At 64.7% G+C, this 20549-nt stretch carries 22 protein-coding genes; 12 read left to right on the top strand and 10 right to left on the bottom strand.

Annotation, left to right across the window (positions count from 1 at the left end; genetic code table 11):
- Nucleotides 1-23: 23 nt before the first annotated feature.
- From rarD to ACFPOU_RS07060, 3 genes are all read left to right on the top strand, one after another.
- On the top strand, nucleotides 24-914 hold the full coding sequence (rarD, locus tag ACFPOU_RS07070; protein ID WP_379718707.1) for an EamA family transporter RarD: 891 nt from the start codon (nucleotides 24-26) through the stop codon (nucleotides 912-914).
- Nucleotides 915-978: 64 nt separating this feature from the next.
- Nucleotides 979-2646: an energy-dependent translational throttle protein EttA gene (gene ettA / locus ACFPOU_RS07065; RefSeq protein WP_379718705.1), complete on the top strand. Its 1668-nt coding sequence runs from the start codon at nucleotides 979-981 to the stop codon at nucleotides 2644-2646.
- Between the two features lie 145 nt (nucleotides 2647-2791).
- Nucleotides 2792-3340: an REP-associated tyrosine transposase gene (locus ACFPOU_RS07060; RefSeq protein WP_379718702.1), complete on the top strand. Its 549-nt coding sequence runs from the start codon at nucleotides 2792-2794 to the stop codon at nucleotides 3338-3340.
- A gap of 87 nt (nucleotides 3341-3427) precedes the next feature.
- On the opposite strand, the gene ACFPOU_RS07055 is transcribed toward ACFPOU_RS07060, so the two are convergent.
- The 10 genes from ACFPOU_RS07055 to ACFPOU_RS07010 all read right to left on the bottom strand — a co-directional run bounded on the left by ACFPOU_RS07055 (nucleotide 3428) and on the right by ACFPOU_RS07010 (nucleotide 10954).
- Nucleotides 3428-4003 (bottom strand): porin family protein, encoded by a 576-nt coding sequence (locus ACFPOU_RS07055; protein ID WP_379718699.1) that lies wholly within the window; start codon nucleotides 4001-4003, stop codon nucleotides 3428-3430.
- 182 nt (nucleotides 4004-4185) lie between these two features.
- The gene (locus ACFPOU_RS07050; protein WP_379718696.1) at nucleotides 4186-4782 is read right to left on the bottom strand and encodes an alpha-ketoglutarate-dependent dioxygenase AlkB family protein; all 597 of its coding nucleotides are present in this window, start codon (nucleotides 4780-4782) and stop codon (nucleotides 4186-4188) included.
- A gap of 197 nt (nucleotides 4783-4979) precedes the next feature.
- Nucleotides 4980-5342, bottom strand: coding sequence for a hypothetical protein (locus ACFPOU_RS07045; protein ID WP_379718693.1), 363 nt, complete (start codon nucleotides 5340-5342; stop codon nucleotides 4980-4982).
- A 124-nt stretch (nucleotides 5343-5466) separates the two neighbouring features.
- On the bottom strand, nucleotides 5467-5823 hold the full coding sequence (locus tag ACFPOU_RS07040; RefSeq protein ID WP_379718690.1) for an MAPEG family protein: 357 nt from the start codon (nucleotides 5821-5823) through the stop codon (nucleotides 5467-5469).
- A 48-nt stretch (nucleotides 5824-5871) separates the two neighbouring features.
- Nucleotides 5872-6705: a Rossmann-like and DUF2520 domain-containing protein gene (locus tag ACFPOU_RS07035; protein ID WP_379718687.1), complete on the bottom strand. Its 834-nt coding sequence runs from the start codon at nucleotides 6703-6705 to the stop codon at nucleotides 5872-5874.
- On the bottom strand, nucleotides 6705-7283 hold the full coding sequence (locus ACFPOU_RS07030) for a DUF924 family protein (protein WP_379718684.1): 579 nt from the start codon (nucleotides 7281-7283) through the stop codon (nucleotides 6705-6707). Before ACFPOU_RS07030 ends, ACFPOU_RS07035 begins: the two co-directional genes overlap by 1 nt.
- A 36-nt stretch (nucleotides 7284-7319) precedes the next feature.
- Nucleotides 7320-8063 carry an MgtC/SapB family protein gene (locus ACFPOU_RS07025; protein ID WP_379718681.1) on the bottom strand — a complete coding sequence of 248 codons (744 nt, stop codon included), beginning with the start codon at nucleotides 8061-8063 and terminating at the stop codon, nucleotides 7320-7322.
- A gap of 64 nt (nucleotides 8064-8127) precedes the next feature.
- Nucleotides 8128-8388: a hypothetical protein gene (locus tag ACFPOU_RS07020; RefSeq protein ID WP_379718678.1), complete on the bottom strand. Its 261-nt coding sequence runs from the start codon at nucleotides 8386-8388 to the stop codon at nucleotides 8128-8130.
- Nucleotides 8388-10214 (bottom strand): aminopeptidase P family protein, encoded by a 1827-nt coding sequence (locus tag ACFPOU_RS07015; protein WP_379718675.1) that lies wholly within the window; start codon nucleotides 10212-10214, stop codon nucleotides 8388-8390. Before ACFPOU_RS07015 ends, ACFPOU_RS07020 begins: the two co-directional genes overlap by 1 nt.
- 53 nt (nucleotides 10215-10267) lie before the next feature.
- Nucleotides 10268-10954 (bottom strand): Crp/Fnr family transcriptional regulator, encoded by a 687-nt coding sequence (locus ACFPOU_RS07010; protein ID WP_379718672.1) that lies wholly within the window; start codon nucleotides 10952-10954, stop codon nucleotides 10268-10270.
- A 140-nt stretch (nucleotides 10955-11094) separates the two neighbouring features.
- Between ACFPOU_RS07010 and ACFPOU_RS07005 the strand changes: the two genes are divergently transcribed.
- The 9 genes from ACFPOU_RS07005 to ACFPOU_RS06965 all read left to right on the top strand — a co-directional run bounded on the left by ACFPOU_RS07005 (nucleotide 11095) and on the right by ACFPOU_RS06965 (nucleotide 20491).
- Nucleotides 11095-13050: an AMP-dependent synthetase/ligase gene (locus tag ACFPOU_RS07005; RefSeq protein WP_379718669.1), complete on the top strand. Its 1956-nt coding sequence runs from the start codon at nucleotides 11095-11097 to the stop codon at nucleotides 13048-13050.
- The gene (locus ACFPOU_RS07000) at nucleotides 13050-13880 is read left to right on the top strand and encodes an ABC transporter ATP-binding protein (RefSeq protein WP_379718666.1); all 831 of its coding nucleotides are present in this window, start codon (nucleotides 13050-13052) and stop codon (nucleotides 13878-13880) included. Before ACFPOU_RS07005 ends, ACFPOU_RS07000 begins: the two co-directional genes overlap by 1 nt.
- Nucleotides 13877-14773 (top strand): branched-chain amino acid ABC transporter permease, encoded by an 897-nt coding sequence (locus ACFPOU_RS06995; protein WP_379718663.1) that lies wholly within the window; start codon nucleotides 13877-13879, stop codon nucleotides 14771-14773. Before ACFPOU_RS07000 ends, ACFPOU_RS06995 begins: the two co-directional genes overlap by 4 nt.
- Nucleotide 14774: 1 nt before the next feature.
- On the top strand, nucleotides 14775-15833 hold the full coding sequence (locus ACFPOU_RS06990; protein WP_379718660.1) for a branched-chain amino acid ABC transporter permease: 1059 nt from the start codon (nucleotides 14775-14777) through the stop codon (nucleotides 15831-15833).
- 42 nt (nucleotides 15834-15875) lie between these two features.
- Nucleotides 15876-17177, top strand: a complete 1302-nt coding sequence (locus tag ACFPOU_RS06985; RefSeq protein WP_379718657.1) for an ABC transporter substrate-binding protein — start codon at nucleotides 15876-15878, stop codon at nucleotides 17175-17177.
- Between the two features lie 49 nt (nucleotides 17178-17226).
- On the top strand, nucleotides 17227-18045 hold the full coding sequence (locus tag ACFPOU_RS06980) for an ABC transporter ATP-binding protein (protein ID WP_379718654.1): 819 nt from the start codon (nucleotides 17227-17229) through the stop codon (nucleotides 18043-18045).
- A 28-nt stretch (nucleotides 18046-18073) separates the two neighbouring features.
- Nucleotides 18074-19324, top strand: a complete 1251-nt coding sequence (locus ACFPOU_RS06975; RefSeq protein WP_379719023.1) for a phenylacetate--CoA ligase family protein — start codon at nucleotides 18074-18076, stop codon at nucleotides 19322-19324.
- 10 nt (nucleotides 19325-19334) lie between these two features.
- Complete coding sequence (locus ACFPOU_RS06970; RefSeq protein ID WP_379718651.1) at nucleotides 19335-19790, top strand: PaaI family thioesterase; 456 nt, start codon at nucleotides 19335-19337, stop codon at nucleotides 19788-19790.
- A 62-nt stretch (nucleotides 19791-19852) separates the two neighbouring features.
- On the top strand, nucleotides 19853-20491 hold the full coding sequence (locus ACFPOU_RS06965; RefSeq protein WP_379718648.1) for a hypoxanthine-guanine phosphoribosyltransferase: 639 nt from the start codon (nucleotides 19853-19855) through the stop codon (nucleotides 20489-20491).
- Nucleotides 20492-20549: the final 58 nt, after the last annotated feature.

Genomic DNA, 20549 nt, shown 5'->3' with positions numbered 1-20549 from the left:
CTTGCAATCGACCCCTTTCCCTCATGCGCACCGGCATCCTTTCCGCTGGCCTGGCCTTCCTGTGCTGGGGCCTGTTTCCGCTGTATTTCCACGCCATCAGCGACGTGCCGGCGCTGCAGATCCTGGCCAACCGCATGCTTTGGTCGCTTGCCTTCTTGCTGATCGTGCTGGCGCTGCGGCGCCAGTGGCGCTGGCTGAACGGGGTACGCCGGCCGCGCGTGTTCTGGAGCTTTGTTGCCTCGGCACTTTTGCTGGGCGCTAACTGGCTGCTGTATATCTGGGCCGTGAACAATGGCCACGTGATCGATGCCAGCCTCGGTTACTTCATCACCCCGCTGGTCAACATCATGTTCGGTTTCTTGCTGTTGAAAGAGCGCCTGCGTCCCTTCCAGTGGGGCGTGATCGCGCTGGCCGCCCTCGGCGTGGCCTGGCTGACCTGGCAGTCTGGCAACATACCCTGGATCGCCCTGTTCCTGGCGGCGACTTTCGGCGCCTATGGCTTGCTGCGCAAGACCGCCGCGCTCGGCGCACTCGAGGGGCTGTCGTTCGAGACCATGGTGCTGTTCCCGCTCGCCGCCGCCTATCTCGCCTGGCTGACCCTGCACGGCGAGAATGCCTTCCTCAATACCGCGTCGGACAGCACGCGCTGGCTGCTGCTTGCCTCCGGCCCGATCACGGCGATCCCCTTGCTCCTGTTTGCCAGCGGCGCGCGCCAGATTCCGCTGTCCATTCTCGGCCTGCTGCAATACCTGGCGCCGACCATTCAGTTTCTGCTCGGCGTGCTGCTGTTCAAGGAAGCGTTCACGGCCGACCGGCTGGTGGGGTTCGCCATGATCTGGACGGCGCTGGCGCTGTTTGCCGGCGAAGGGCTGCTGCGCCGCGGCCAGGCCCAGCCGGCGCCAAAAGTTTCGTGATGGGGGTGCCCGCCGGGGCGCTTCTATCGTATCCTTTGCACCTTGATTTTCTACAGATATAAAAATGGCCAATTACGTCTATACCATGAACCGCGTGGGCAAAATCGTCCCGCCGAAACGCCAGATCTTGAAGGACATTTCACTGTCCTTCTTCCCGGGTGCGAAGATCGGCGTGCTGGGCCTGAACGGCTCCGGCAAGTCGACCCTGCTCAAGATCATGGCAGGCATCGATACCGACATCCAGGGCGAAGCGCGGCCGATGCCGGGCCTGAACATCGGCTATCTGCCGCAGGAACCGCAACTCGATCCGGAAAAGACCGTGCGCCAGGAAGTCGAATCGGGCCTGGGCGAAGCGTTCGAAGCGCAAGCCAAGCTCGAAGCCGTGTACGCCGCATACGGCGACGAAGACGCGGATTTCGACGCGCTGGCGAAAGAGCAGGAACGCCTGGAATCGATCATCTCGTCGTCCGATGGCGGCAACCTGAACCTGCAGCTGGAAATGGCCGCCGATGCGCTGCGCCTGCCGCCCTGGGATGCGAAGATCGGCGTGCTGTCGGGCGGCGAAAAGCGCCGCGTGGCGCTGTGCAAACTGCTGCTGAGCAAACCCGACATGCTGCTGCTGGACGAGCCCACCAACCACCTCGATGCCGAATCGGTCGAGTGGCTCGAGCAATTCCTGCTGCGCTTTCCGGGCACCGTGGTCGGCATCACCCACGACCGCTATTTCCTCGACAACGCGGCCGAATGGATCCTGGAACTGGACCGCGGTTCGGGTATTCCCTGGAAGGGCAATTACTCGTCCTGGCTGGACCAGAAGCAGGCGCGCCTGAAGCAGGAAGAGTCGACCGAGTCGGCGCGCCAGAAGGCGCTGCAGAAGGAACTCGAATGGTCGCGCCAGAATCCGAAGGCGCGGCAAGCGAAGTCGAAGGCAAGGCTGGCGCGTTTCAATGAACTGTCCGAATACGAATACCAGAAGCGCAACGAGACCCAGGAGATTTTCATTCCCGTGGCTGAGCGCCTGGGCAACGAAGTCATCGAGTTCAAGAACGTCTCGAAAGCGTTCGGCGACCGCTTGCTGCTCGACAACGTCTCGTTTACCGTGCCGCCGGGCGCGATCGTCGGCATCATCGGCCCGAACGGCGCCGGCAAATCGACCCTCTTTAAAATGATCGCCGGCAAAGAACAGCCGGACAGTGGTGAAGTCGCGATCGGCAAGACGGCGCGCATCTCGCTGGTCGACCAGCACCGCGACGAACTGGCCAACAACAAGACCGTGTTCGAGGACGTGACCGCAGGCGCCGACATGCTCAGCGTCGGCCGCTTCGAGATGCCCTCGCGCGCCTACCTCGGCCGCTTCAATTTCAAAGGGTCGGACCAGCAAAAGGTGGTCGGCAACCTGTCCGGCGGCGAGCGCGGCCGCCTGCACCTGGCAAAAACCTTGCTGCAGGGCGGCAACGTCCTGCTGCTGGACGAACCATCGAACGACCTGGACGTGGAAACCCTGCGTGCGCTGGAAGACGCGCTACTCGAATTTGCCGGCAGCGTGATGGTGATCTCCCACGATCGCTGGTTCCTGGACCGGATCGCGACCCACATTCTGGCGTTCGAGGGCAATTCGCAGGTGACCTTCTTCGACGGTAACTACCAGGAATACGAAGCGGACAAGAAGAAGCGCCTCGGTGAAGAAGGCGCGAAGCCGAAACGGATTCGCTACAAGCCGTTGACGACCTGATCGACGATGCACATGCCCGGTACCCACCGGGCATTTTTTTGCCCAAAAGTTACGCACGGAAACGTAACGCGGCAGTAGGCGACAGTGTGTAGAATCGATCGCCGATGAGGCGTATCGTTCCAGCCTCCCACTTGCGCCAATCGATATGGCGACCACCATCGATCGGCACACCTTTCCCATGACCGACTACCGCGATAACCGGGTTCCTGGTGGAACCTTTTTCTTCACGGTGCGCCTGCTGGACCGTGGCAGTACCCTGTTAACAGACCATATTTCCGCGTTTGGCGATGCCATCCGCCAGGCGCGCGTGCGCAAACCTTTTCATGTCGATGGCTGGGTAGTACTGCCGGATCACGCCCACGCGATGTGGACGCTGCCGCCGGGCGACCACGACTGTTCCAGCCGCTGGCGCGCCGTAAAAATCGCGTTCTCCAAGGCATTACGAAAGTCGCCGAGCGCGGCCCGCGCCGAGGGCATCTGGGCCCGCCAGTACCAGGAATTCCGCATCTCGAACGAGGCCGATTACGCGGCCCTGATCGACTACATGCATACCAATCCGGTACGCCACGAAATGTGTTCCTGCGCGCAAGAGTGGCCGTGGTCATCGATCCACCGCTTCATTGCGTCGGGCTTGACGGTACCGCAAGCGAAAACGCCAACCGTATTGCCACCCTGGGCACAAGTACGAGCGTGAGCGTGGCGCCGACATTGCAGGCCGCGCGCCGCCAGACCAAAAAAAGGGCCCGCGGGCCCTTTTTCATGACATCAACAACAAATCAATTTAGAAATTGTATTTTGCGCCGATGGTGAAGACGTCCGGCTTGGCGCCGAAATCCTTCTTCTTGCCGTAACGCTCGTACTCGGCGATCAGCGAGACTTGCTCGTTGATCGCGTGCTGCAGGCCGACGCCGGCATACACACCGTTATCGCTGACTTTACGCGCCACGCCAGGGGTGCTGGCATTCATTTCATGCTTGGTATGGGCCACACCGAGCTTGCCGTAGAGTCCAGTGCGCTCGTTGATCGGCATGGTGGCTTTGCCGGCCACGTAGGCGCCGTAGCCATCGGTCTCGGCCTGGCCGTTGACGCCATTGAGGGTGTAGTTGGTGCGCGAGGTACGGAAGTCGGTGTAACCGGCTTCGACCCCGAAGCGCTGGTCGATGTCGACACCGCCAAACACTTTACCGGAAGTCTTGTAGCTTTCGTCCTCGACGCCCGTGGCACCCGGAATACGGTGTGCATTCTCGACGGTGGCAAGGCCGGCACCGACATAGCCACGTGGCGACGTCGTGGTCTGGGCTTGTGCGGCGGACATGGCGGCGGTACCTGCGATCAGTGCAAAGATGAGCTTTTTCATACGAGAATCCTTTTCACGTTTGTAGTCTGGCTCGCAATTCATCTTGAATCGCGATGTGATCAAGATAACACCTTTGAAAAGCGCACGTCGCTGCCGATTAGGTAAGAACTGTAATCAAATGTAACATAAATGACTGCCGGTTCAATTATTTGGCAGTGAAAATGCCGTATGAAGCGTGCAGATTAGGCGATGTACCTGAAGGTTAAATTCAATCGTTCTCCGAGGGGACGGGTCGATTTATTGATGCCATGAACCCAGTGTCTCTGCAATTGCCCACTCATCAATAACAGGCTGCCATCCTCGAGTGGCAAGCGGAGGGTCTGTTTGTTGCGTTTATGCCGCAAGATAAACGTGCGCGTGGTGCCATAGCTGAGCGAGGCGATGACCGGCTCGGCCCCTAGTTCCGGCTCGTCGTCGCTGTGCATGCCCATGCTGTCGCGCTCGTTGCGGTAGCGGTTCAGGAGCACACTATTGAACCGCTGCCCGCACACCGTTTCGACGGCGGCGCGTATTTCCAGCAATAAAGCGGTCCACGGCAAGGGCGCCAGGCGCAGGCCGGAGTAGGTATAGCTGGCATCCCCATACCAGGCCGATAAACGCGGCTGCAGGTGGCGTTTGCCGTACACGACGACGCTTTCCTCGCGCCAGGGCGTTTGCGCCAGCAGCTGCGCGAATACGTCCGCGTTCGACAACGGGAGCGGCAACTGCGCCAGCAGCGCGAGCGCGCCGTCCTCGATCGGAATCGCGGCCAGCGTGCCGGGGTTGTCGAACAAATCCATGGCAAATTCAAAGGTGGAGCATGGGCGGACCCCATGACGCGGCATTGTCGCATGAAGCCGCGGGACGTCCCGGCGCGGCGCGCAGTGCGCATGCGGCGCCCGCGCGTCAATACCAGCGGCGGCAGGAAAGCTACGCGAGACAAGGCCGGCTTGCCGCCCGGTCCATCATGCAATGCGCGATGCGAAGTGCGCAGAGCTCAGGCGTAGGCCTCGGCCATGCTCATCACGCGGGTAGTGACGCTGATGCCGAGCTTACCGAACAGGCCATCGATGGCGGCCAGGTTGGCCGTACACTCTTCGGCCTTCCAGCCTTTGAACAGGTCGGTGCCGTCTTTTTCGAAATGCAGGTCGAGCACGCGGCCGCCGTCGCGGTGCGTGTAATTTTTCTGGTAGGTGCCCTTGAAGCCAAGCGCGGCCAGTGCCGCGATCACTTCCTGCGGCGGATTGTCGGGGTCGGTAGCCAGGTAGACGCCAAAGGTTTTGCCTGGCGGCTTGGCGGCAATGTCGACCTCATAAATGCCCGGCGCTTTCATGGCCGCGGTACTTTTCAAAAACAGCATCTTGCCTCCTACACATCGAACCGGCCCGGGCGCGACGCGCACCAGTCACCGAAATGACGAATTCAGCAGGCAAGCTTATTGCCGTTTGGGAACTTTGTCGATTCCCTGATGAATTTATTTTTCCTTATTGCATCAATAAACCAACGACTGTGCCTCCAATCAACAAAGCACTTGCCAACATGCCAACGATAAACCCCGTCTCGCGCTGCGCGGGAGCGCGGTAATAGCCGAGCGCATACGCGATGCGGCCGGCGCACCAGAGCAAGCCGCCGGCAGCGGCCCAGGTGTCGCCCAGGTAATTCGCACACAGCCAGAGCGGCACGATCACGATCGGTAACTGCTCGAGCGTATTGGCCTGTACCCGCTGCGCGCTCTGGAAGGCAGCCGGGCCCTCCATCGAGGGCGCGGGCACCTTGTATTTGACGCGCGCGTAGCCGGCCATGACGCCGGTCCAGAAATACACGCCGAGAATGGCCAGCATGGCCCAGGCAGTCAACAACATCGGATCTCCGGATGTGCAGTCAATGATTCAGGCGTCGCCGCGCCGCTTGCGCGCGGCCAGCTCCGTGGTGGCGCTCGCCAGGGCTTGGTACAAGGCGGCGGTCGGCCCATCCCAGTCCTGCAGCGCGGCTTGCTGGCGCGCAACCGTCGCCCGATCGCCGCGGGCGATCGGCCCGCTGAGCGCGGCGGGCGCGCCCAGCCGCAAGACGTTATCCAGGGTCTCGAGCGCCAGCGGCCGCGCCAGTTCGCGCGCCACCTCGGGCGGCACGCCGGCCGCGCCATACGCACGCAGGGCGGCGTCGAGCACCGTCACCAGGTAGTTCGAGGCGAAAACGGAGGCGGCGTGATACACCGTCTTGGCTGCGGCATCGATGGCGACCAGGCGTGCACCGATCGCCTCGAACGCCGGCCCCAGCAGCGCCAGCGCGGCGCCGTCTCCCTCGACCCCGCACCAGGTGCCGTCGAACGCGGCGGCGACCGCGGCCGGGTCGGCAAAGCTGCGCACCGGATGCACGCTCGCCACCCGGGCGCCGGCCGCGCTGGCCGCATGCAGTTCGGCCGACGCCCTGGCGCCGCTGCAATGGAAGACGGTGGCGCCCCCCAGCAACCCGTCGGCGGCCAGGGCGGCGCACACAGGTGCGATCTGGTCGTCGCCCACGGCGAGCATCCAGACGGGGGCCGGGCGCAAAATCGACGCCTGCGCCAGCGCACGCCCGGCACCGATGAAGGCCACGGCAGCGCACGCGCTGTCCCGCGAGCGGGTCACTACGTCCTGCACCGCGAATACGCCGTGCTGGTGGAACAGGCGGCCCAGCACGCGCCCGACATGGCCGGCGCCGACGATGTTCAATGGCGCGGCCATCAGAACCCGGCGCCCGGCTGGCTCAGGTACTGCAGTTCGTCGGCGGTGGACGCGCGCCCGAGGATCGGGTTGCGGTGCGGGAAGCGGCCGAAGCGCGCGATCACGCCGCGGTGGCGGTGCGCATAGTCGAGCATCTCGGTAAAGCCCTCGTTCTCGAGCGCCAGGCGCGCGAACAGGTCGACGGCGCACTGCTGCATGCGCGCATCTTCCGCGTGCTCGTAGGGCATGTAGACGAAGGCACGCTGGAATGGCGGCAATGCGCGGTCGGCGCCGCTGTCGACCAGCGCCTGCGCGGCCAGCAAGGCCAGCGTGTCGCCGGCAAACGATTCGGGGGCGTCGCGGTAGGCATTGCGAGTGAACTGGTCGAGCACCAGGATGCGCGCCAGCACCCCTTGCGGTCCTTCCATGTCCCACTCGCGCAAGCCGCCGGCGACCGCCTGCGCGATCAGGCTGCCGAAGCGGGTGCGGACCTGGGCGTCGAAGGCCGCGTCCTTGCGGAACCATTCGATGCGCGTCTTGCCGTACTCCGGATCGGTCGGCGGCAGGAACCAGAAATCGAGAACGTCTTGCGCTTGCATTGGTGTATCCCGTTTTTATCTATCTTTTTATTTATCTTAGTTACGTGCGTGCGAGAGCTGAAACCCTTCGACGCCTTCGGACGCCGCCAGTTCCGCGGCCAGTTCGGTGAGCGTGGCGCGATTGTGGCGCGACAGCGCGATGGCGACGAAACGCCACTCCTGGCGTCCGTTGCTGCTGGCGATCGTCAGCGAACTGCTGGCGATATGGTAGCCGCGCTCCATCGCCGCCTCGCGCAGCGCATCCTCGCGCGGCAGGTAGGCTTCGCGAAAGCGCAGCGTCACCGCCACCGCGCGGCGCGAGGGCAGGAAGTTTTCCACCTTGTTCAGGTAGATCATGATCATGGCCGAGAAGAAGGCCAGGCCCATCGCCGCCAGGTAAAAGCCGACACCGACCAGGATGCCGATCACCGACGAACTCCAGATCGAGGCCGCCGTCGTCAGGCCGCTGATGTTGAAACCTTCGCGCATGATCACGCCGGCGCCGAGAAAGCCGATGCCGGTGACCACGCCCTGCATCACCCGGGTCGGGTCGACCACGCCGATGGCCCCGGTCTGCCCGCCGAACCACATCTCCGGATAGCCGCTGACGATGGTCAGCGCGCACGACGCCATGCAAACCAGGCCATAGGTGCGCATGCCGGCGGCGCGCCCGTGGTAGGAGCGCTCGTAGCCGACCAGCAGGCCCAGGAACAGCGAGCCGGCCAGGTGCAAGAGGATCACCGCATTGGTGGCGATTTCGGTCGGCGACCAGTAGGGAGACAGATAATCGTAGTTCGTCATGGCGGCTTTTGAAGGACTGCGTGGGGTGCTGCGTGGGGCGCCGCGCCGGTGGGCGCGGAGCGCCTCACGGCTTTTTCTTGACCAGCTGCTTCTCGAACGCGATGTCGTTCTTGGTCATGCGCCGCACCTCTTGCGGCCCGAGGCTGTTGACGAAGGCGACGAATTCATCGAGTTCGAGCGGCGCGCACAACGGGGGCGCGCCCGGCATCTCGGACAGGTAGAAGCCGCCGCTGGCGGTACGCGCCATCGAGTAGCCGGTATGGCCCGTACGGCGCTTGAGGCGCTCGACGGCGGAACTGGCGCGGGTGGAGCGGGAGGAAGCCATCAGACGGCCCTCGTGCGCAAGGTCAGCCAGGCGCGCGCGGCGCCGTCGACATGCGGCAGCAGGCGTTCGCGCACTTGCGCGTGGTAGGCGTTGAGCCACTCCAGCTCGTGCGGGTGCAGCAGCGACAGGTCGAGGCAGCGCGTGTCGATCGGGCACAGAGTCAGCGTCTCGAAACGCAGGAACTCGCCGAATTCGCCGGGTTGTCCATCCCCCGCCGGGACGGCCAGCACCAGGTTCTCGATGCGGATGCCCCAGCGGCCCGGCTTGTAGATGCCCGGCTCGATCGAGGTGATCATGCCCGGCTCCATGGCCGTGTGCGGATCGGGCGCGGCGCTCGGCGAAATCACCTGCGGGCCTTCGTGCACGTTCATGAAGTAGCCGACGCCGTGGCCGGTGCCGTGGCCGTAATCCAGGCCGGCGGCCCAGATCGGCGCGCGCGCGATGGCGTCCAGCAGCGGCGAGCGTGTCCCGCGCGGGAACTGGGCGCTCGACAAGGCCATCATCCCCTTCAAGACCAGCGTGAAATCGCGTTTGTGCGCATCGGTAATCCGACCGACCGGGACCACGCGCGTGATGTCGGTGGTGCCGCCCAGGTACTGGCCGCCAGAGTCGATCAAGAGCAGTCCGTCGCCTTCGATGACGGCATGCGAGGCCGCGCTCGCGCGGTAGTGCATGATCGCGCCGTTGGCATTGAAACCGGCAATCGTGCCGAAGCTCGGGCTGACGAAATGCGGACGGCGCGCGCGCGCGGCCGTGATCCGGGTGTCGATCGCCAGTTCGGTCAGCGGGGCGCGCTGCGGGTTGGCCAGCTCGGCCTCGAGCCAGGCGAAGAATTCGCACAGGGCCGCGCCATCCTGCTCCATGGTGGCGCGCACGTGAGCCGCCTCGGCGTCGGTCTTGCGCGACTTGGCGAAGGTGGTCGGGTTGATCGCTTCGATCACCTTCACGCCTTCGGCCACCGCGCAACGCATGCCGGCCGTGATGCGGCGCGGATCGACCAGCAGGCTGCTGGCCGGCGGCAACGCCCCCAGCGCGTCGGCGGCTGCCGCATACGGCGCCAGGCGCACGCCGTCTTCCAGCAGGCGCGCCTGCAGTTCGCTCGATGCCTTGCCTTCGGCCAGGAACAGGGTCGCGCGGTCCTGTTCGACCAGCGCATGGGCGACGAAGACCGGATTGAAACTGACGTCGGCGCCGCGCAGGTTGAACAGATACGCGATGTCGTCGAGCGTGGAGATGAAATGGCGCTCGGCGCCCAGGGCCGTCATCGCGGCGCGGGTCGCGGCCAGCTTGTCGGCGCGGCTCAATGCCGCATGCGGCGCGGCGTGTTCGTACAGCGGCTCGAGCGGCAGGCCGGGGCGGTCGCTCCAGATTTCATCGAGCAGGTCGATGTCCGTGCGCAGCAGGATGCCGCGCGCGGCCAGCGCCTCACCCAGCAGGCGCGCCACGGCCAGGCCCAGCACCCGGGCGTCGACGGCGACCGTCTGCCCGGGCGCCATGTTCTGCGCCAGCCAGTCGATGTGCAGCAGGCTGGCGCCGGACGGGATCTTCATCAAGGCGATCCCGCTGCCGGCCAGCTCCGTTTCGGCCTGGGTCCAGTAGCGGCCATCGGTCCAGACGCCGGCGAAGTCGGCGCCCAGGATGAAGGTGCCGACCGAGCCGGTGAAGCCCGAGAGCCATTCGCGGCCCTGCCAGCGGCGCGGCAGGTATTCGGACAAGTGGGGGTCGCTCGAGGGCACGATGCAGGCATCGATGCCATGGCGTTTCATCGCGGCGCGCAGCCCGTCCAGGCGCTCGGCGCGGGAGGAGGAATGAGATGGATTTGACATGGTTCCTATCATACCCCCAACGATACGCGATCGCGAAGGCATGCACGGCCGTGCTAGGCCTGGTACTGGCGCAGTCCTTCCAGGTCGAGCACGCGGATGCCGCCGTAATCGAGCCTCAACAGCCCTGCCTTCTCCAGCAACTGCAGCGCCTGGTTGGCGCGCTGGCGCGAGGCGCCCGACAGGTAGCCGATCTCTTCCTGCGACAGCTGCACCAGCTTGTCCAGGCCCGGATACAGGTGGGCGTTGAACATCGCCGCCAGGCAGCGCGCCACGCGGGTATCGACATCGAGCATGCGGTCGGTCTCGACCTGGCCGATGAACTGGCCCAGGCGTTCATTCAGTTGCATGAGCAAGAAACGGTTGAAGGGCAGGCTCACTTCCAGCAGCCACTCGAAGGTGGCGCGCGGCATGCGCGCCACGCGGGTGTCACGCAGCGCCATGACGTCGTACTTGCGGAACGCGTCCTTGAGCAGGGAACCTTCGCCGAACCAGCCGCCGGCGGTCACGCCGGTAAAGGTCACGCTTTTCCCGGACGGGGAAAAATTATTGATTTTCACGAGCCCATCGATGATGCCTACCCAGTTTTCCAACGGCTCGCCCTTGCGGCAGACGAAGCCGCCTTTCGGGACGAATTGCTCGAAACAGACGGCCTCGACCCGCGCCATCTCGGCAGGCGTGAGCACGCGCCCCCAGATGGTGGCGCGCAGGTGTTCCAGAAGGGTTGGTGTCGGCATCTTCATTGTGCATCGCGTCATCGAAAGTCGGACCAATTGTCATTTGGATGACAACTTCGCGGGTCAACGCAAAGTACTATCTTTACATAAAAAATTCGCCGGCCGCCGATTTCGTGGCGCGCCGCTTCCACAGACAGGAGACAGCGATGGAGACATCGGAACGCTTGCCCTTGCAGACTTTTCCGCGGCGCCTGCTCGCCCATGCCCGGCAACGCGGGGCGCGTCCGGCATTTCGCGAAAAACACCTGGGCATCTGGCAGAGCTGGTCCTGGCTGCAGGTCAATGCCGAGGTGCGCGCCCTGGCGTGCGGCCTGGCCTCGCTCGGTTTCCAGCGCGGCATGAACCTGGCCATCATCGGCGACAACCGGCCGCGCCTGTATTGGGCGATGCTGGCGGCGCAATGCCTGGGCGGCGTCCCGGTGCCGCTCTACCAGGATGCGCCGAGCGCCGACATGGCCCACGTGCTCAACGACGCCGATATCGAATTTGCCGTCGTCGAAGACCAGGAACAGGTCGACAAGCTGGTCGAGCTGCAGGCGCAGTGCCCGCGCGTGCGCCGCATCGTGTTCGAGGACGAACGCGGCATGCGCCATTACCAGCACGCGGGCTTGCTTTCCTATGCGGCCCTGCAGGACCTGGGCCGCGCCTGGGACGCGGCTCATCCCGGCGCCTTCGACGCCGCCATCGAAGCCGGCCAGGGCAGCGACACCGCCATCATCCTGTACACCTCGGGCACCACCGGCAAGCCGAAAGGCGTGATGCAGTCGCACGCGGCCTTGCTGGCAGCCGGCGCCGGCGGGGTCGGCTTCGACAAGCTGACCGAGCGCGAAGACATCCTGTCCTACCTGCCGATGGCCTGGGTCGGCGACTGCCTGTTTTCGCTGGCGCAGGCGATGGTGGCCGGATTCACGGTGAACTGCCCGGAATCGAGCGACACCGTGCTGACCGACCTGCGCGAAATCGGCCCGACCTACTATTTTGCGCCGCCCCGCGTGTTCGAGAACATGCTCACCACCGTCATGATCCGGATGGAAGACGCGAGCGGCCCGAAGCGCCGCATGTTCGATTACTTCATGCAGGTCGCGCGGCGCAGCGGCGCCGCCATCCTCGACGGCAAACCGGTCAGCGCCAGCGAGCGCTGCAAGTACGCGCTGGGCCGCCTGTTCGTCTACGAACCCCTGAAGAACGTGCTGGGCCTGTCGCGCGTGCGCGTGGCCTACACGGCGGGCGCGGCGATCGGTCCCGACCTGTTCCGTTTCTACCGCTCGATCGGCGTCAATCTGAAGCAGCTGTACGGCTCGACCGAGACCTGCGCCTATGTCTGCCTGCAGCCGGACGGGAACATCAAGTTCGACAGCGTCGGCGTGCCGGCGCCCGGGGTCGAGGTGAAACTGGCCGCCAACGGCGAAGTGCTGGTCAAGGGCGTCTCGAACATGGATGGCTATTTCAAGCGCCCCGATGCGACGGCCGAAGTGATCGACAGCGAAGGCTACTTCCATACCGGCGACGCCGGCATGTTCGACAGCGACGGTCACTTGAAGATCATCGACCGCGCGGCCGATGTCGGCACCATGAACAACGGCGCCATCTTCGCGCCCAACTACATCGAGAACAAGCTCAAGTTCTTCCCCTTCATCAAGGAAGCGGTCGCCTTCGGCAATGGCCGCGACCAGGTCTGCGCTTTTCTCAACATCGACATGGAAGCGGTCGGCAACTGGGCCGAGCGGCGCAACCTGGCCTATTCCGGCTATGTCGACCTGGCGGCGCACCCGCAGGTGCAGGAATTGATGCGCGACTGCGTGCAGAAGGTGAACGCCGACCTGGCCGGCGAAGCCTTGATGGGCAAGACCCAGATCCACCGCTTCCTGGTGCTGCACAAGGAACTCGACCCGGACGACGACGAGCTGACCCGTACGCGCAAGGTGCGGCGCAAGTTCGTGGCTGAAAAATACGCCGTGCTGATCGACGCCCTGTACAGCGGCAAGGCTTCGCAATTCATCAGCACGCAAGTGAAATTCGAGGATGGGCGCAGCGGCCTCGTCAGTGCCGACCTGCGCATCAACGAGGCCGCCACCTATCCGGTCCTCGAGGAGGCAGCGTGATGGACATGATGCACACACCGGCCGCGCCAAGTGCCGGACGCCGTATCGGCGAGGTGATCCTCGACCTGAAGCACATCTCGCTGGCCTTCGGCGGGGTCAAGGCCCTGACCGATATTTCGTTCGACGTGCGCCAGCACGAGATCCGCGCCATCATCGGGCCCAACGGCGCCGGCAAGAGCTCGATGCTCAATGTGATCAACGGCGTCTACCGTCCGCAGCAGGGCGAGATCGTGCTGCGCGGCGCACGCCGCACCAACATGGATTGCTACAGCGCTGCGCGAGCGGGCATTGCGCGCACGTTTCAAAACATCGCGCTGTTCAAGGGGATGACGGTCCTGGACAACATCATGACCGGCCGCAACCTCAAGATGAAGACGAATTTCCTGCAGCAGGCGTTTTACCTGGGCGCGGCGCGGCGGGAAGAAATCGCGCACCGCGAAAAGGCCGAGGCCATCATCGATTTCCTGGAAATCCAGGCGATCCGCAAGACGCCGGTCGGGCGCCTGCCCTACGGCTTGCAAAAGCGCGTCGAGCTGGGCCGCGCCCTGGCGGCCGAGCCGGAGATCCTGCTGCTGGACGAACCGATGGCCGGCATGAACGTCGAGGAAAAGCAGGACATGTGCCGCTTCATCCTCGATGTGAACGACCAGTTCGGCACGACGATCGTGCTGATCGAACACGACATGGGGGTGGTGATGGACATCTCGGACCGGGTCGTCGTGCTCGACTACGGCAAGAAGATCGGCGACGGCACGCCCGACGAGGTGCGCGCCGACGCCAACGTGATCAAGGCGTATCTGGGCCAGGCCCACGAGGAGGACGCGGCATGAGCTTTTTCATCGAAGTGCTGCTCGGCGGCTTGCTGTCGGGGGTGATGTACGCGCTGGTGGCGATCGGCTTCGTCCTCATCTACAAAGCCTCCGGCGTGTTCAATTTCGCGCAAGGGGCGATGGTGTTTTTTGCCGCCCTCACCTGCGTCGGCATCATCGACAAGTTCGGCGTCTCGCTGTGGGTGGCGATTCCGATCACGATCCTGGTCATGATCGCGCTGGCGCTGGCGATCGAGCGGGTGGTCTTGCGGCCCCTGGTCAACCAGCCGGAAATCACGCTGTTCATGGCCACCATCGGCCTTGCCTTCTTCATCGAGGGCCTGGCCCAGCTGGTCTGGGGCTCGCAGGTGCGCAAGCTCGACCTGCCGATCGAGGACGTGCCGAACCCCTACCTGATGGACAATTTCAATATCCTCGTCTCGCAGTTCGACATGATGGCGGCCATCGTCTGCGCCGTGCTGGTGGTCGCGCTGGCGCTGCTGTTCTCGAAAACCAAGGTCGGGCGCGCGCTGCGCGCGGTGGCCGACGACCACCAGGCCGCGCTCGCCGTCGGCATTCCGCTGCAGCGCATCTGGGTCGTGGTGTGGTCGGTGGCCGGACTGGTGGCGCTGGTGGCGGGCTTGCTGTGGGGCGCGCGCAACGGGGTGCAGTTCGCGCTGACCTTCATCGCGCTGAAAGCCTTGCCGGTGCTGATCCTGGGCGGGTTTACCTCGGTGCCGGGGGCGATTGTCGGCGGCCTGATCATCGGCGCCAGCGAAAAACTGGCCGAGGTGTATATCGGCCCGATGGTGGGAGGCGGCATCGAAGGCTGGTTCCCGTATGTACTGGCCTTGCTGTTCCTGCTGGTGCGGCCCGAAGGGCTGTTCGGCGAAAAAATCATCCGGAGGATCTGACATGCTGTATCGCGAAGCCGGACAATTCAAGACCAGCTACCAGGCCGACGGCCAGATCCTGCCGATCCGCCAGGACCGCATCGGGCTCATCAGCTTGCTGGTGGTCGCCCTGGCCGTGGTACCGCTGTTTGCCTCCCCCTATCTGCTGTCGGCGATCCTGATCCCGTTCCTGATCTTCGCGCTGGCGGCGCTGGGCCTGAACATCCTGACCGGCTACGCCGGCCAGCTCTCGCTCGGCACGGCCGCCTTCATGGCGGTCGGCGCCTACGCCTCGTTCAATTTCGTGGCGCGCATTCCCGGCATGCCGCTACTGCTCGCCTTCGTGCTGGGCGGCCTGTGCGCGGCCAGCGTCGGCATCGCGTTCGGTTTGCCTTCGCTGCGCATCCGCGGCTTTTATCTGGCGGCCTCGACGCTGGCGACCCAGTTCTTCGTCATCTGGTGCCTGACCAAGATCCCGTACCTGACCAACTACAGCGCCTCGGGCGTGGTGACGGTGCAGACCATGCAGATCTTCGGCTACCGCTTCGTGACGCCCGAGGCGAAATACCTGCTGGTGCTGGGAATCGTGGCGGGCATGGCCCTGCTGGCCAAGAACATGATCCGCTCGAACGTGGGGCGCTCGTGGATGGCGATTCGCGACATGGACATGGCGGCCGAGGTGATTGGCTTCCGGCCGCTGCGCACCAAGCTGCTCGCCTTTGCCGTGAGCTCGTTTTATTGCGGCGTCGCCGGCGCGCTGTACGCGTTTGCCTATCTCGGCACGGTCGAGCCGGAAGCCTACAGTCTGGACTTGTCGTTCCGCATCCTGTTCATGGTCATCATCGGCGGGGTCGGCTCGATCCTGGGCTCGTTCCTGGGCGCGGCCTTCATCGTGCTGCTGCCGATCTTCTTGAACATGGTCGCGCACGCGCTCGGGATCGCGACCAACTACGCCTCGAACCTGGAGCTGATGGTGTTCGGCGGCTTGATCATCTTCTTCCTGATCGTCGAGCCGCACGGCCTGGCGCGCCTGTGGCAGATCGGCAAGGAAAAGCTGCGCCTGTGGCCTTTCCCGCATTGAGAATTTCGCAATTCAACGTCGTTAATAAAGAGGAGACACCCCATGAAACTCATCAAAACGATCCTGCTCGGCGCTGCCATCGCCGGCGCCTGCGGGCAGGTAGTGGCGGCCGACCAGTTCGTCGCCCTGCCGTCCTACCGGGTCGGCCCGTATGCCGCCGGCGGTTCCGGCATCTACGGCGGCATGATCGATTATTTTAATCTGGTCAACGCGAACGGCGGCATCAACGGCGTCAAGATGACCTGGGAAGAGTGCGAGACCGAATACAACGCTTCGCGTGGCGTCGAATGCTACGAGCGCCTGAAAACCAAGAATGGCGGCGCCACCCTGATCGATCCGCTCTCGACCGGCATCGCCTACGGCATCGTCGACCGCGTCGCCGTCGACAAGATCCCGATGACCATGCTCGGCTACGGCCGTTCGGACGCCGCCAACGGCAAGGTCTTCCCCTACGTCTTTCCCCTCATTACCAGCTACTGGAACCAGGCCGCCGCCATGATCAAGTACCTGGGCGACAAGAACGGCGGTTACGCCAAACTCAAGGGCAAGAAGATCGCCTACCTGTACCACGATTCGGCCTTCGGCAAGGAAGCCATGCCGGTGCTGGACGCGCAGGCGAAACAGTATGGCTTCGAGCTGATCAAGATCGCGGTGGCGCCGCCGGGCAGCGAGCAGCAGTCGCAATGGCTGCAGATTCGCCAAGCGAAACCGGACCACGTGATCCTGTGGGGCTGGGGCGTGATGAATTCGGTGGCGATCAAGACCGCGCAAAGGAACGGCTTCCCGCGCGATAAAATCCTCGGCGTCTGGTGGGCCGGCTCGGAAGAAGACACGATCCCGTCGGGCGAAGCGGCCAAGGGCTATACGTCGATGACGTTCAACACGCCGGGCAACTACCCGCTGCTCGACGAGATCCGCAAGAAAGTCTACGCCGCCGGCAAGGGCAACCTGGCCGAACAGAGCCGCATCGGCTCGGTCTACCACATGCGCGGCGTCACGCTCGGCGTATTGTGGGTCGAAGCGATCCGCACCGCGCAGGAAAAATACGGCAAGGGCAAGACCATGACCGGCGAGCAGGTGCGCTGGGGCCTGGAAAACCTGAACGTCGACGCGGCGCGCCAGAAGGCGCTCGGCGCCTTCGGCATGTTCCCGACCGTGAAGACCAGCTGCGACGACCACGAGGGCTCGGGCGCGGTGAAGGTCCAGCAATGGGACGGCAAGAAGTGGGTCGCGATTACCCCGAACTGGGTGGTCGGCGACAAGGCCCTGACGCGCAAGCTGCTGGAAGAGTCTTCGCTGGCCTATGCCAAGGAAAAGAACATCACCCCGGCCTGCATGCAGTAATCGACGCACCCGTCCCCGCCCCGGCGGGGACATCTTTGGACGAGCACCCATGACCAGCACCAGCGAACAGCCCTACCTGGCGGTGAACAACATCGAAGTCATTTACGACCACGTGATCCTGGTCTTGAAGGGCGTTTCCCTGCAGGTACCGAAGGGGAAGATCGTGGCCCTGCTGGGCGCGAACGGCGCCGGCAAGTCGACGACCCTGAAAACCATCTCGACCCTGCTGCGCGGCGAACGCGGCGACGTCACCAAGGGTGAGGTGCGCTTCCAGGGCGAGCGCATCGACCAGCTCACGCCGAACGAACTGGTGCGGCGCGGGCTGTCGCAGGTAATGGAAGGGCGCCACTGCTTCGGCCACCTGACGATCGAAGAAAATCTGCTGACCGGCGCCTACACGCGCCGCATCGGCCGCGGCGAACTGAGTGCCGCGCTGGAGTCGGTCTACCACTACTTCCCGCGCCTGAAGGAGCGGCGTTCGAGCCAGGCCGGCTACACCTCGGGCGGCGAACAGCAGATGTGCGCGATCGGACGCGCCCTGATGGCCAACCCGTCGATGATCCTGCTCGACGAGCCGTCGATGGGGATCGCGCCGCAGATCGTCGACGAGATCTTCGGCATCGTCAAGGACCTGAACCAGAAGGAAGGCGTGTCCTTCCTGCTGGCCGAACAGAACACCAGCGTCGCCCTGCGCTACGCCGACTTCGGCTACATCCTCGAGAACGGACGCGTGGTGATGGATGGCGCGGCGCGCGACCTGGCCAACAACGAGGACGTCAAGGAGTTTTATCTGGGCGTCTCCGGTGCCGGCCGCAAGAGCTTCAAGGACATGAAGTTTTATCGGCGGCGCAAGCGCTGGCTGGCCTAACGCAGTTTCACCGAATCGGAGAGCCATGATGAGCATCACCCTCGATGCATTGGAAACGCGCGCGCCGGAAGAACGCGAACGCGACTTGCTGGCGCGCCTGCCGGCCCTGATCGCGCGCGCGCAGCAGGCGCCGGGCTGGGCCCGCATCCTGGACGGGGTCGACCCGCGTACCGTCACCACGCGCGAGGCCCTGGCGGCGCTGCCGGTGACCCGTAAATCCGATCTGAAGGCGCTGCAGGAAGGAGCACCGCCCTTCGGCGGCCTGACCGCGACGGCCACCGGCGCCCTGGCGCACGTGTTCATGTCGCCCGGCCCGATTTTCGATCCCGAAGGCCGCGGCGCCGACTGGTGGCGCTTCGCGCGCCCGATGTACGCGGCCGGCGTGCGCGCCGGCGGCCTGCTGCAGAACTGCTTCAGTTACCACTTCACGCCGGCCGCCTTCATGGTCGAAAGCGGCGCCGCGCGCATCGGCTGCAGCGTGATCCCGGCCGGCACCGGCCAGACCGAGATGCAGGTGCAGGCCATGGCCGCGCTGCGTCCGGATACCTATGTCGGCACGCCTTCTTTCTTACGCATCATCATCGAAAAGGCGCGGGAAAGCGGCGTCGACATCAGCAGCGTGCGGCACGCCCTGCTCGGCGCCGAGGCGCTCCCGGAGTCGCTGCGCAGCTGGTTCCGCGCGCACGGCGTGCCGCACGTGTTCCAGACCTATGCCTCGGCCGACATCGGCAGCATCGCCTACGAGACCGCCACCGACGGCGTGCTCGATCCGGGCATGGTGCTCGACGAGGAGGTGCTGCTCGAAATCGTGCGTCCCGGCAGCGGCGAGCCGGTGGCGCCGGGCGATATCGGCGAAGTGGTCGTGACCCTGTTCAATCCCGATTATCCGCTGATCCGCTTCGCCACCGGCGACCTGTCGGCGCTGCTGGCCCACGGCGCGCCCGGCGGGCGCACGAATGTCCGCATCAAGGGCTGGATGGGGCGCGCCGACCAGACCACCAAGGTACGCGCCATGTTCGTGCATGCCTCCCAGGTGCAGAACATCGCGCGCCGCCATCCGGACATTCTCAAGGCGCGGCTGGTGGTGTCGGGCCAGATGGCGAACGACATGATGACCTTGCAGTGCGAAGTGGCCGGCACGCCCGACCCTGCCCTGGCCGCGGCGATCGCGGCCTCGATCCGCGACGTCACCAAGCTGCGCGGCGACGTGGCCTTTGTCGCGCCGGGGACGCTGCCGGACGATGGCAAGTCGATCGAGGACGCGCGTGACTACAGCTGAAGGGGAGCGCATGCCGATATGCGATGCGCAGGTCGAGCAAGGCGTGCGCGCCAGTTTCGCGCGCCAGGGCGCGATGCGGCTGATCCGCGCGAGTTTGCAGCGCGTCGAGGCCGGGCGCGCGGAGATCCACTTGCCGCACTGGGAGGGCGTCGCGCAGCAGCACGGCTTCGTTCACGGCGGCGTGGTCGGCATGATCGCCGATTCGGCGGCCGGCTACGCCGCCATGACCGTGGCCCCGGCGGGCGCCTCGGTGCTGACCGTCGAATACAAGCTGAACCTGATGGCGCCGGCCGATGGCCGGCAGCTCATCGCGCGCGGCATGGTCGTGCGCGGCGGACGCACGCTGATCGTCACCCGGGCCGAGGTCTTCGCCGTCAAGGACGGCAAGGAAACCCTGTGCGCGCTGATGCAGCAAACCATCATGGTCATGCATGGCAAGGAAGAAAAACCTGCCTCTTCCCAATAGTCCGCCCGACATTGGGAATATTCGCGATAATTGCCGCATTCACCCCTTACCGTCGATGACCCATGCAAGATTTTCAAGTTGTGCGCGCCCGGGCCCTGCTCGAACATGCGCGAGAGATCGTGACCCCGGACCAGGTACAAGCGGCCGTGCGCCATGTGGCGGACGTGCTCAACGAACGCTTCCGGCAGCCGGATAACACGACGTATCCGCTGGTGCTGGGGGTGATGGGCGGCGCCGTCGTCTTTACCGGCACCCTGTTGCCCCAGCTCGACTTCCCGCTCGAGTTCGACTACATCCACGTCAGCCGCTACGGCGACGACGACCGCGGCGGCCAGGTCGTGTGGAAAGTCATCCCGCGCCAGAACGTGGCCGGGCGCACGATCGTCGTGCTCGACGACATCCTCGACGAAGGCGAAACCCTCGCCCACGTGAAGCAGCGCTTGCTCGACATGGGCGCGGCCGAGGTCATCATCGCCGTGTTCGCCGACAAGGATATCGGACGGAGGAAACCGATCGTGGCCGACATTACCGGCCTGACCCTGCCGAACGCCTTCGTCGTCGGTTTCGGCATGGACGTGTACGGCTACTGGCGCAACCTGCCGGGGCTGTGGCAGATCCGCCAGCAGGATCTGAAACCGGCCGAACCCGAGACCGAGTATCCGATCCCCGATGTCAAAGCCCCGGGAACCGGACTGGGCTGATTGCCGGCGAGACGGCGTGGCGGAGGGCTCCCCGTGCGCGGGCCTGCCGCGTGCGCTA

The organism is Massilia jejuensis, assembly GCF_042656795.1.
GTDB lineage: Bacteria > Pseudomonadota > Gammaproteobacteria > Burkholderiales > Burkholderiaceae_D > Telluria > Telluria jejuensis.
Note: the sequence above shows the minus strand (reverse complement) of the source record. Positions and strands in the feature narration are given on the sequence as shown.

Excerpts from the sequence above, each read along its gene's own strand:
- ACFPOU_RS07060 (WP_379718702.1), top strand. The coding sequence starts at position 2,792 with ATGGCGACCACCATCGATCGGCACACCTTTCCCATGACCGACTACCGC.
- ACFPOU_RS07020 (WP_379718678.1), bottom strand. The coding sequence starts at position 8,388 with ATGGCTTCCTCCCGCTCCACCCGCGCCAGTTCCGCCGTCGAGCGCCTC.
- rarD (WP_379718707.1), top strand. The coding sequence starts at position 24 with ATGCGCACCGGCATCCTTTCCGCTGGCCTGGCCTTCCTGTGCTGGGGC.
- ACFPOU_RS06985 (WP_379718657.1), top strand. The coding sequence starts at position 15,876 with ATGAAACTCATCAAAACGATCCTGCTCGGCGCTGCCATCGCCGGCGCC.
- ACFPOU_RS07015 (WP_379718675.1), bottom strand. The coding sequence starts at position 10,214 with ATGTCAAATCCATCTCATTCCTCCTCCCGCGCCGAGCGCCTGGACGGG.
- ACFPOU_RS07050 (WP_379718696.1), bottom strand. The coding sequence starts at position 4,782 with ATGGATTTGTTCGACAACCCCGGCACGCTGGCCGCGATTCCGATCGAG.
- ACFPOU_RS07005 (WP_379718669.1), top strand. The coding sequence starts at position 11,095 with ATGGAGACATCGGAACGCTTGCCCTTGCAGACTTTTCCGCGGCGCCTG.
- ACFPOU_RS06990 (WP_379718660.1), top strand. The coding sequence starts at position 14,775 with ATGCTGTATCGCGAAGCCGGACAATTCAAGACCAGCTACCAGGCCGAC.
- ettA (WP_379718705.1), top strand. The coding sequence starts at position 979 with ATGGCCAATTACGTCTATACCATGAACCGCGTGGGCAAAATCGTCCCG.
- ACFPOU_RS07045 (WP_379718693.1), bottom strand. The coding sequence starts at position 5,342 with ATGCTGTTTTTGAAAAGTACCGCGGCCATGAAAGCGCCGGGCATTTAT.
- ACFPOU_RS06980 (WP_379718654.1), top strand. The coding sequence starts at position 17,227 with ATGACCAGCACCAGCGAACAGCCCTACCTGGCGGTGAACAACATCGAA.
- ACFPOU_RS07055 (WP_379718699.1), bottom strand. The coding sequence starts at position 4,003 with ATGAAAAAGCTCATCTTTGCACTGATCGCAGGTACCGCCGCCATGTCC.
- ACFPOU_RS06965 (WP_379718648.1), top strand. The coding sequence starts at position 19,853 with ATGCAAGATTTTCAAGTTGTGCGCGCCCGGGCCCTGCTCGAACATGCG.
- ACFPOU_RS07030 (WP_379718684.1), bottom strand. The coding sequence starts at position 7,283 with ATGCAAGCGCAAGACGTTCTCGATTTCTGGTTCCTGCCGCCGACCGAT.
- ACFPOU_RS07000 (WP_379718666.1), top strand. The coding sequence starts at position 13,050 with ATGGACATGATGCACACACCGGCCGCGCCAAGTGCCGGACGCCGTATC.
- ACFPOU_RS07010 (WP_379718672.1), bottom strand. The coding sequence starts at position 10,954 with ATGAAGATGCCGACACCAACCCTTCTGGAACACCTGCGCGCCACCATC.
- ACFPOU_RS06975 (WP_379719023.1), top strand. The coding sequence starts at position 18,074 with ATGAGCATCACCCTCGATGCATTGGAAACGCGCGCGCCGGAAGAACGC.
- ACFPOU_RS07025 (WP_379718681.1), bottom strand. The coding sequence starts at position 8,063 with ATGACGAACTACGATTATCTGTCTCCCTACTGGTCGCCGACCGAAATC.
- ACFPOU_RS07040 (WP_379718690.1), bottom strand. The coding sequence starts at position 5,823 with ATGCTGGCCATTCTCGGCGTGTATTTCTGGACCGGCGTCATGGCCGGC.
- ACFPOU_RS06970 (WP_379718651.1), top strand. The coding sequence starts at position 19,335 with ATGCCGATATGCGATGCGCAGGTCGAGCAAGGCGTGCGCGCCAGTTTC.
- ACFPOU_RS07035 (WP_379718687.1), bottom strand. The coding sequence starts at position 6,705 with ATGGCCGCGCCATTGAACATCGTCGGCGCCGGCCATGTCGGGCGCGTG.
- ACFPOU_RS06995 (WP_379718663.1), top strand. The coding sequence starts at position 13,877 with ATGAGCTTTTTCATCGAAGTGCTGCTCGGCGGCTTGCTGTCGGGGGTG.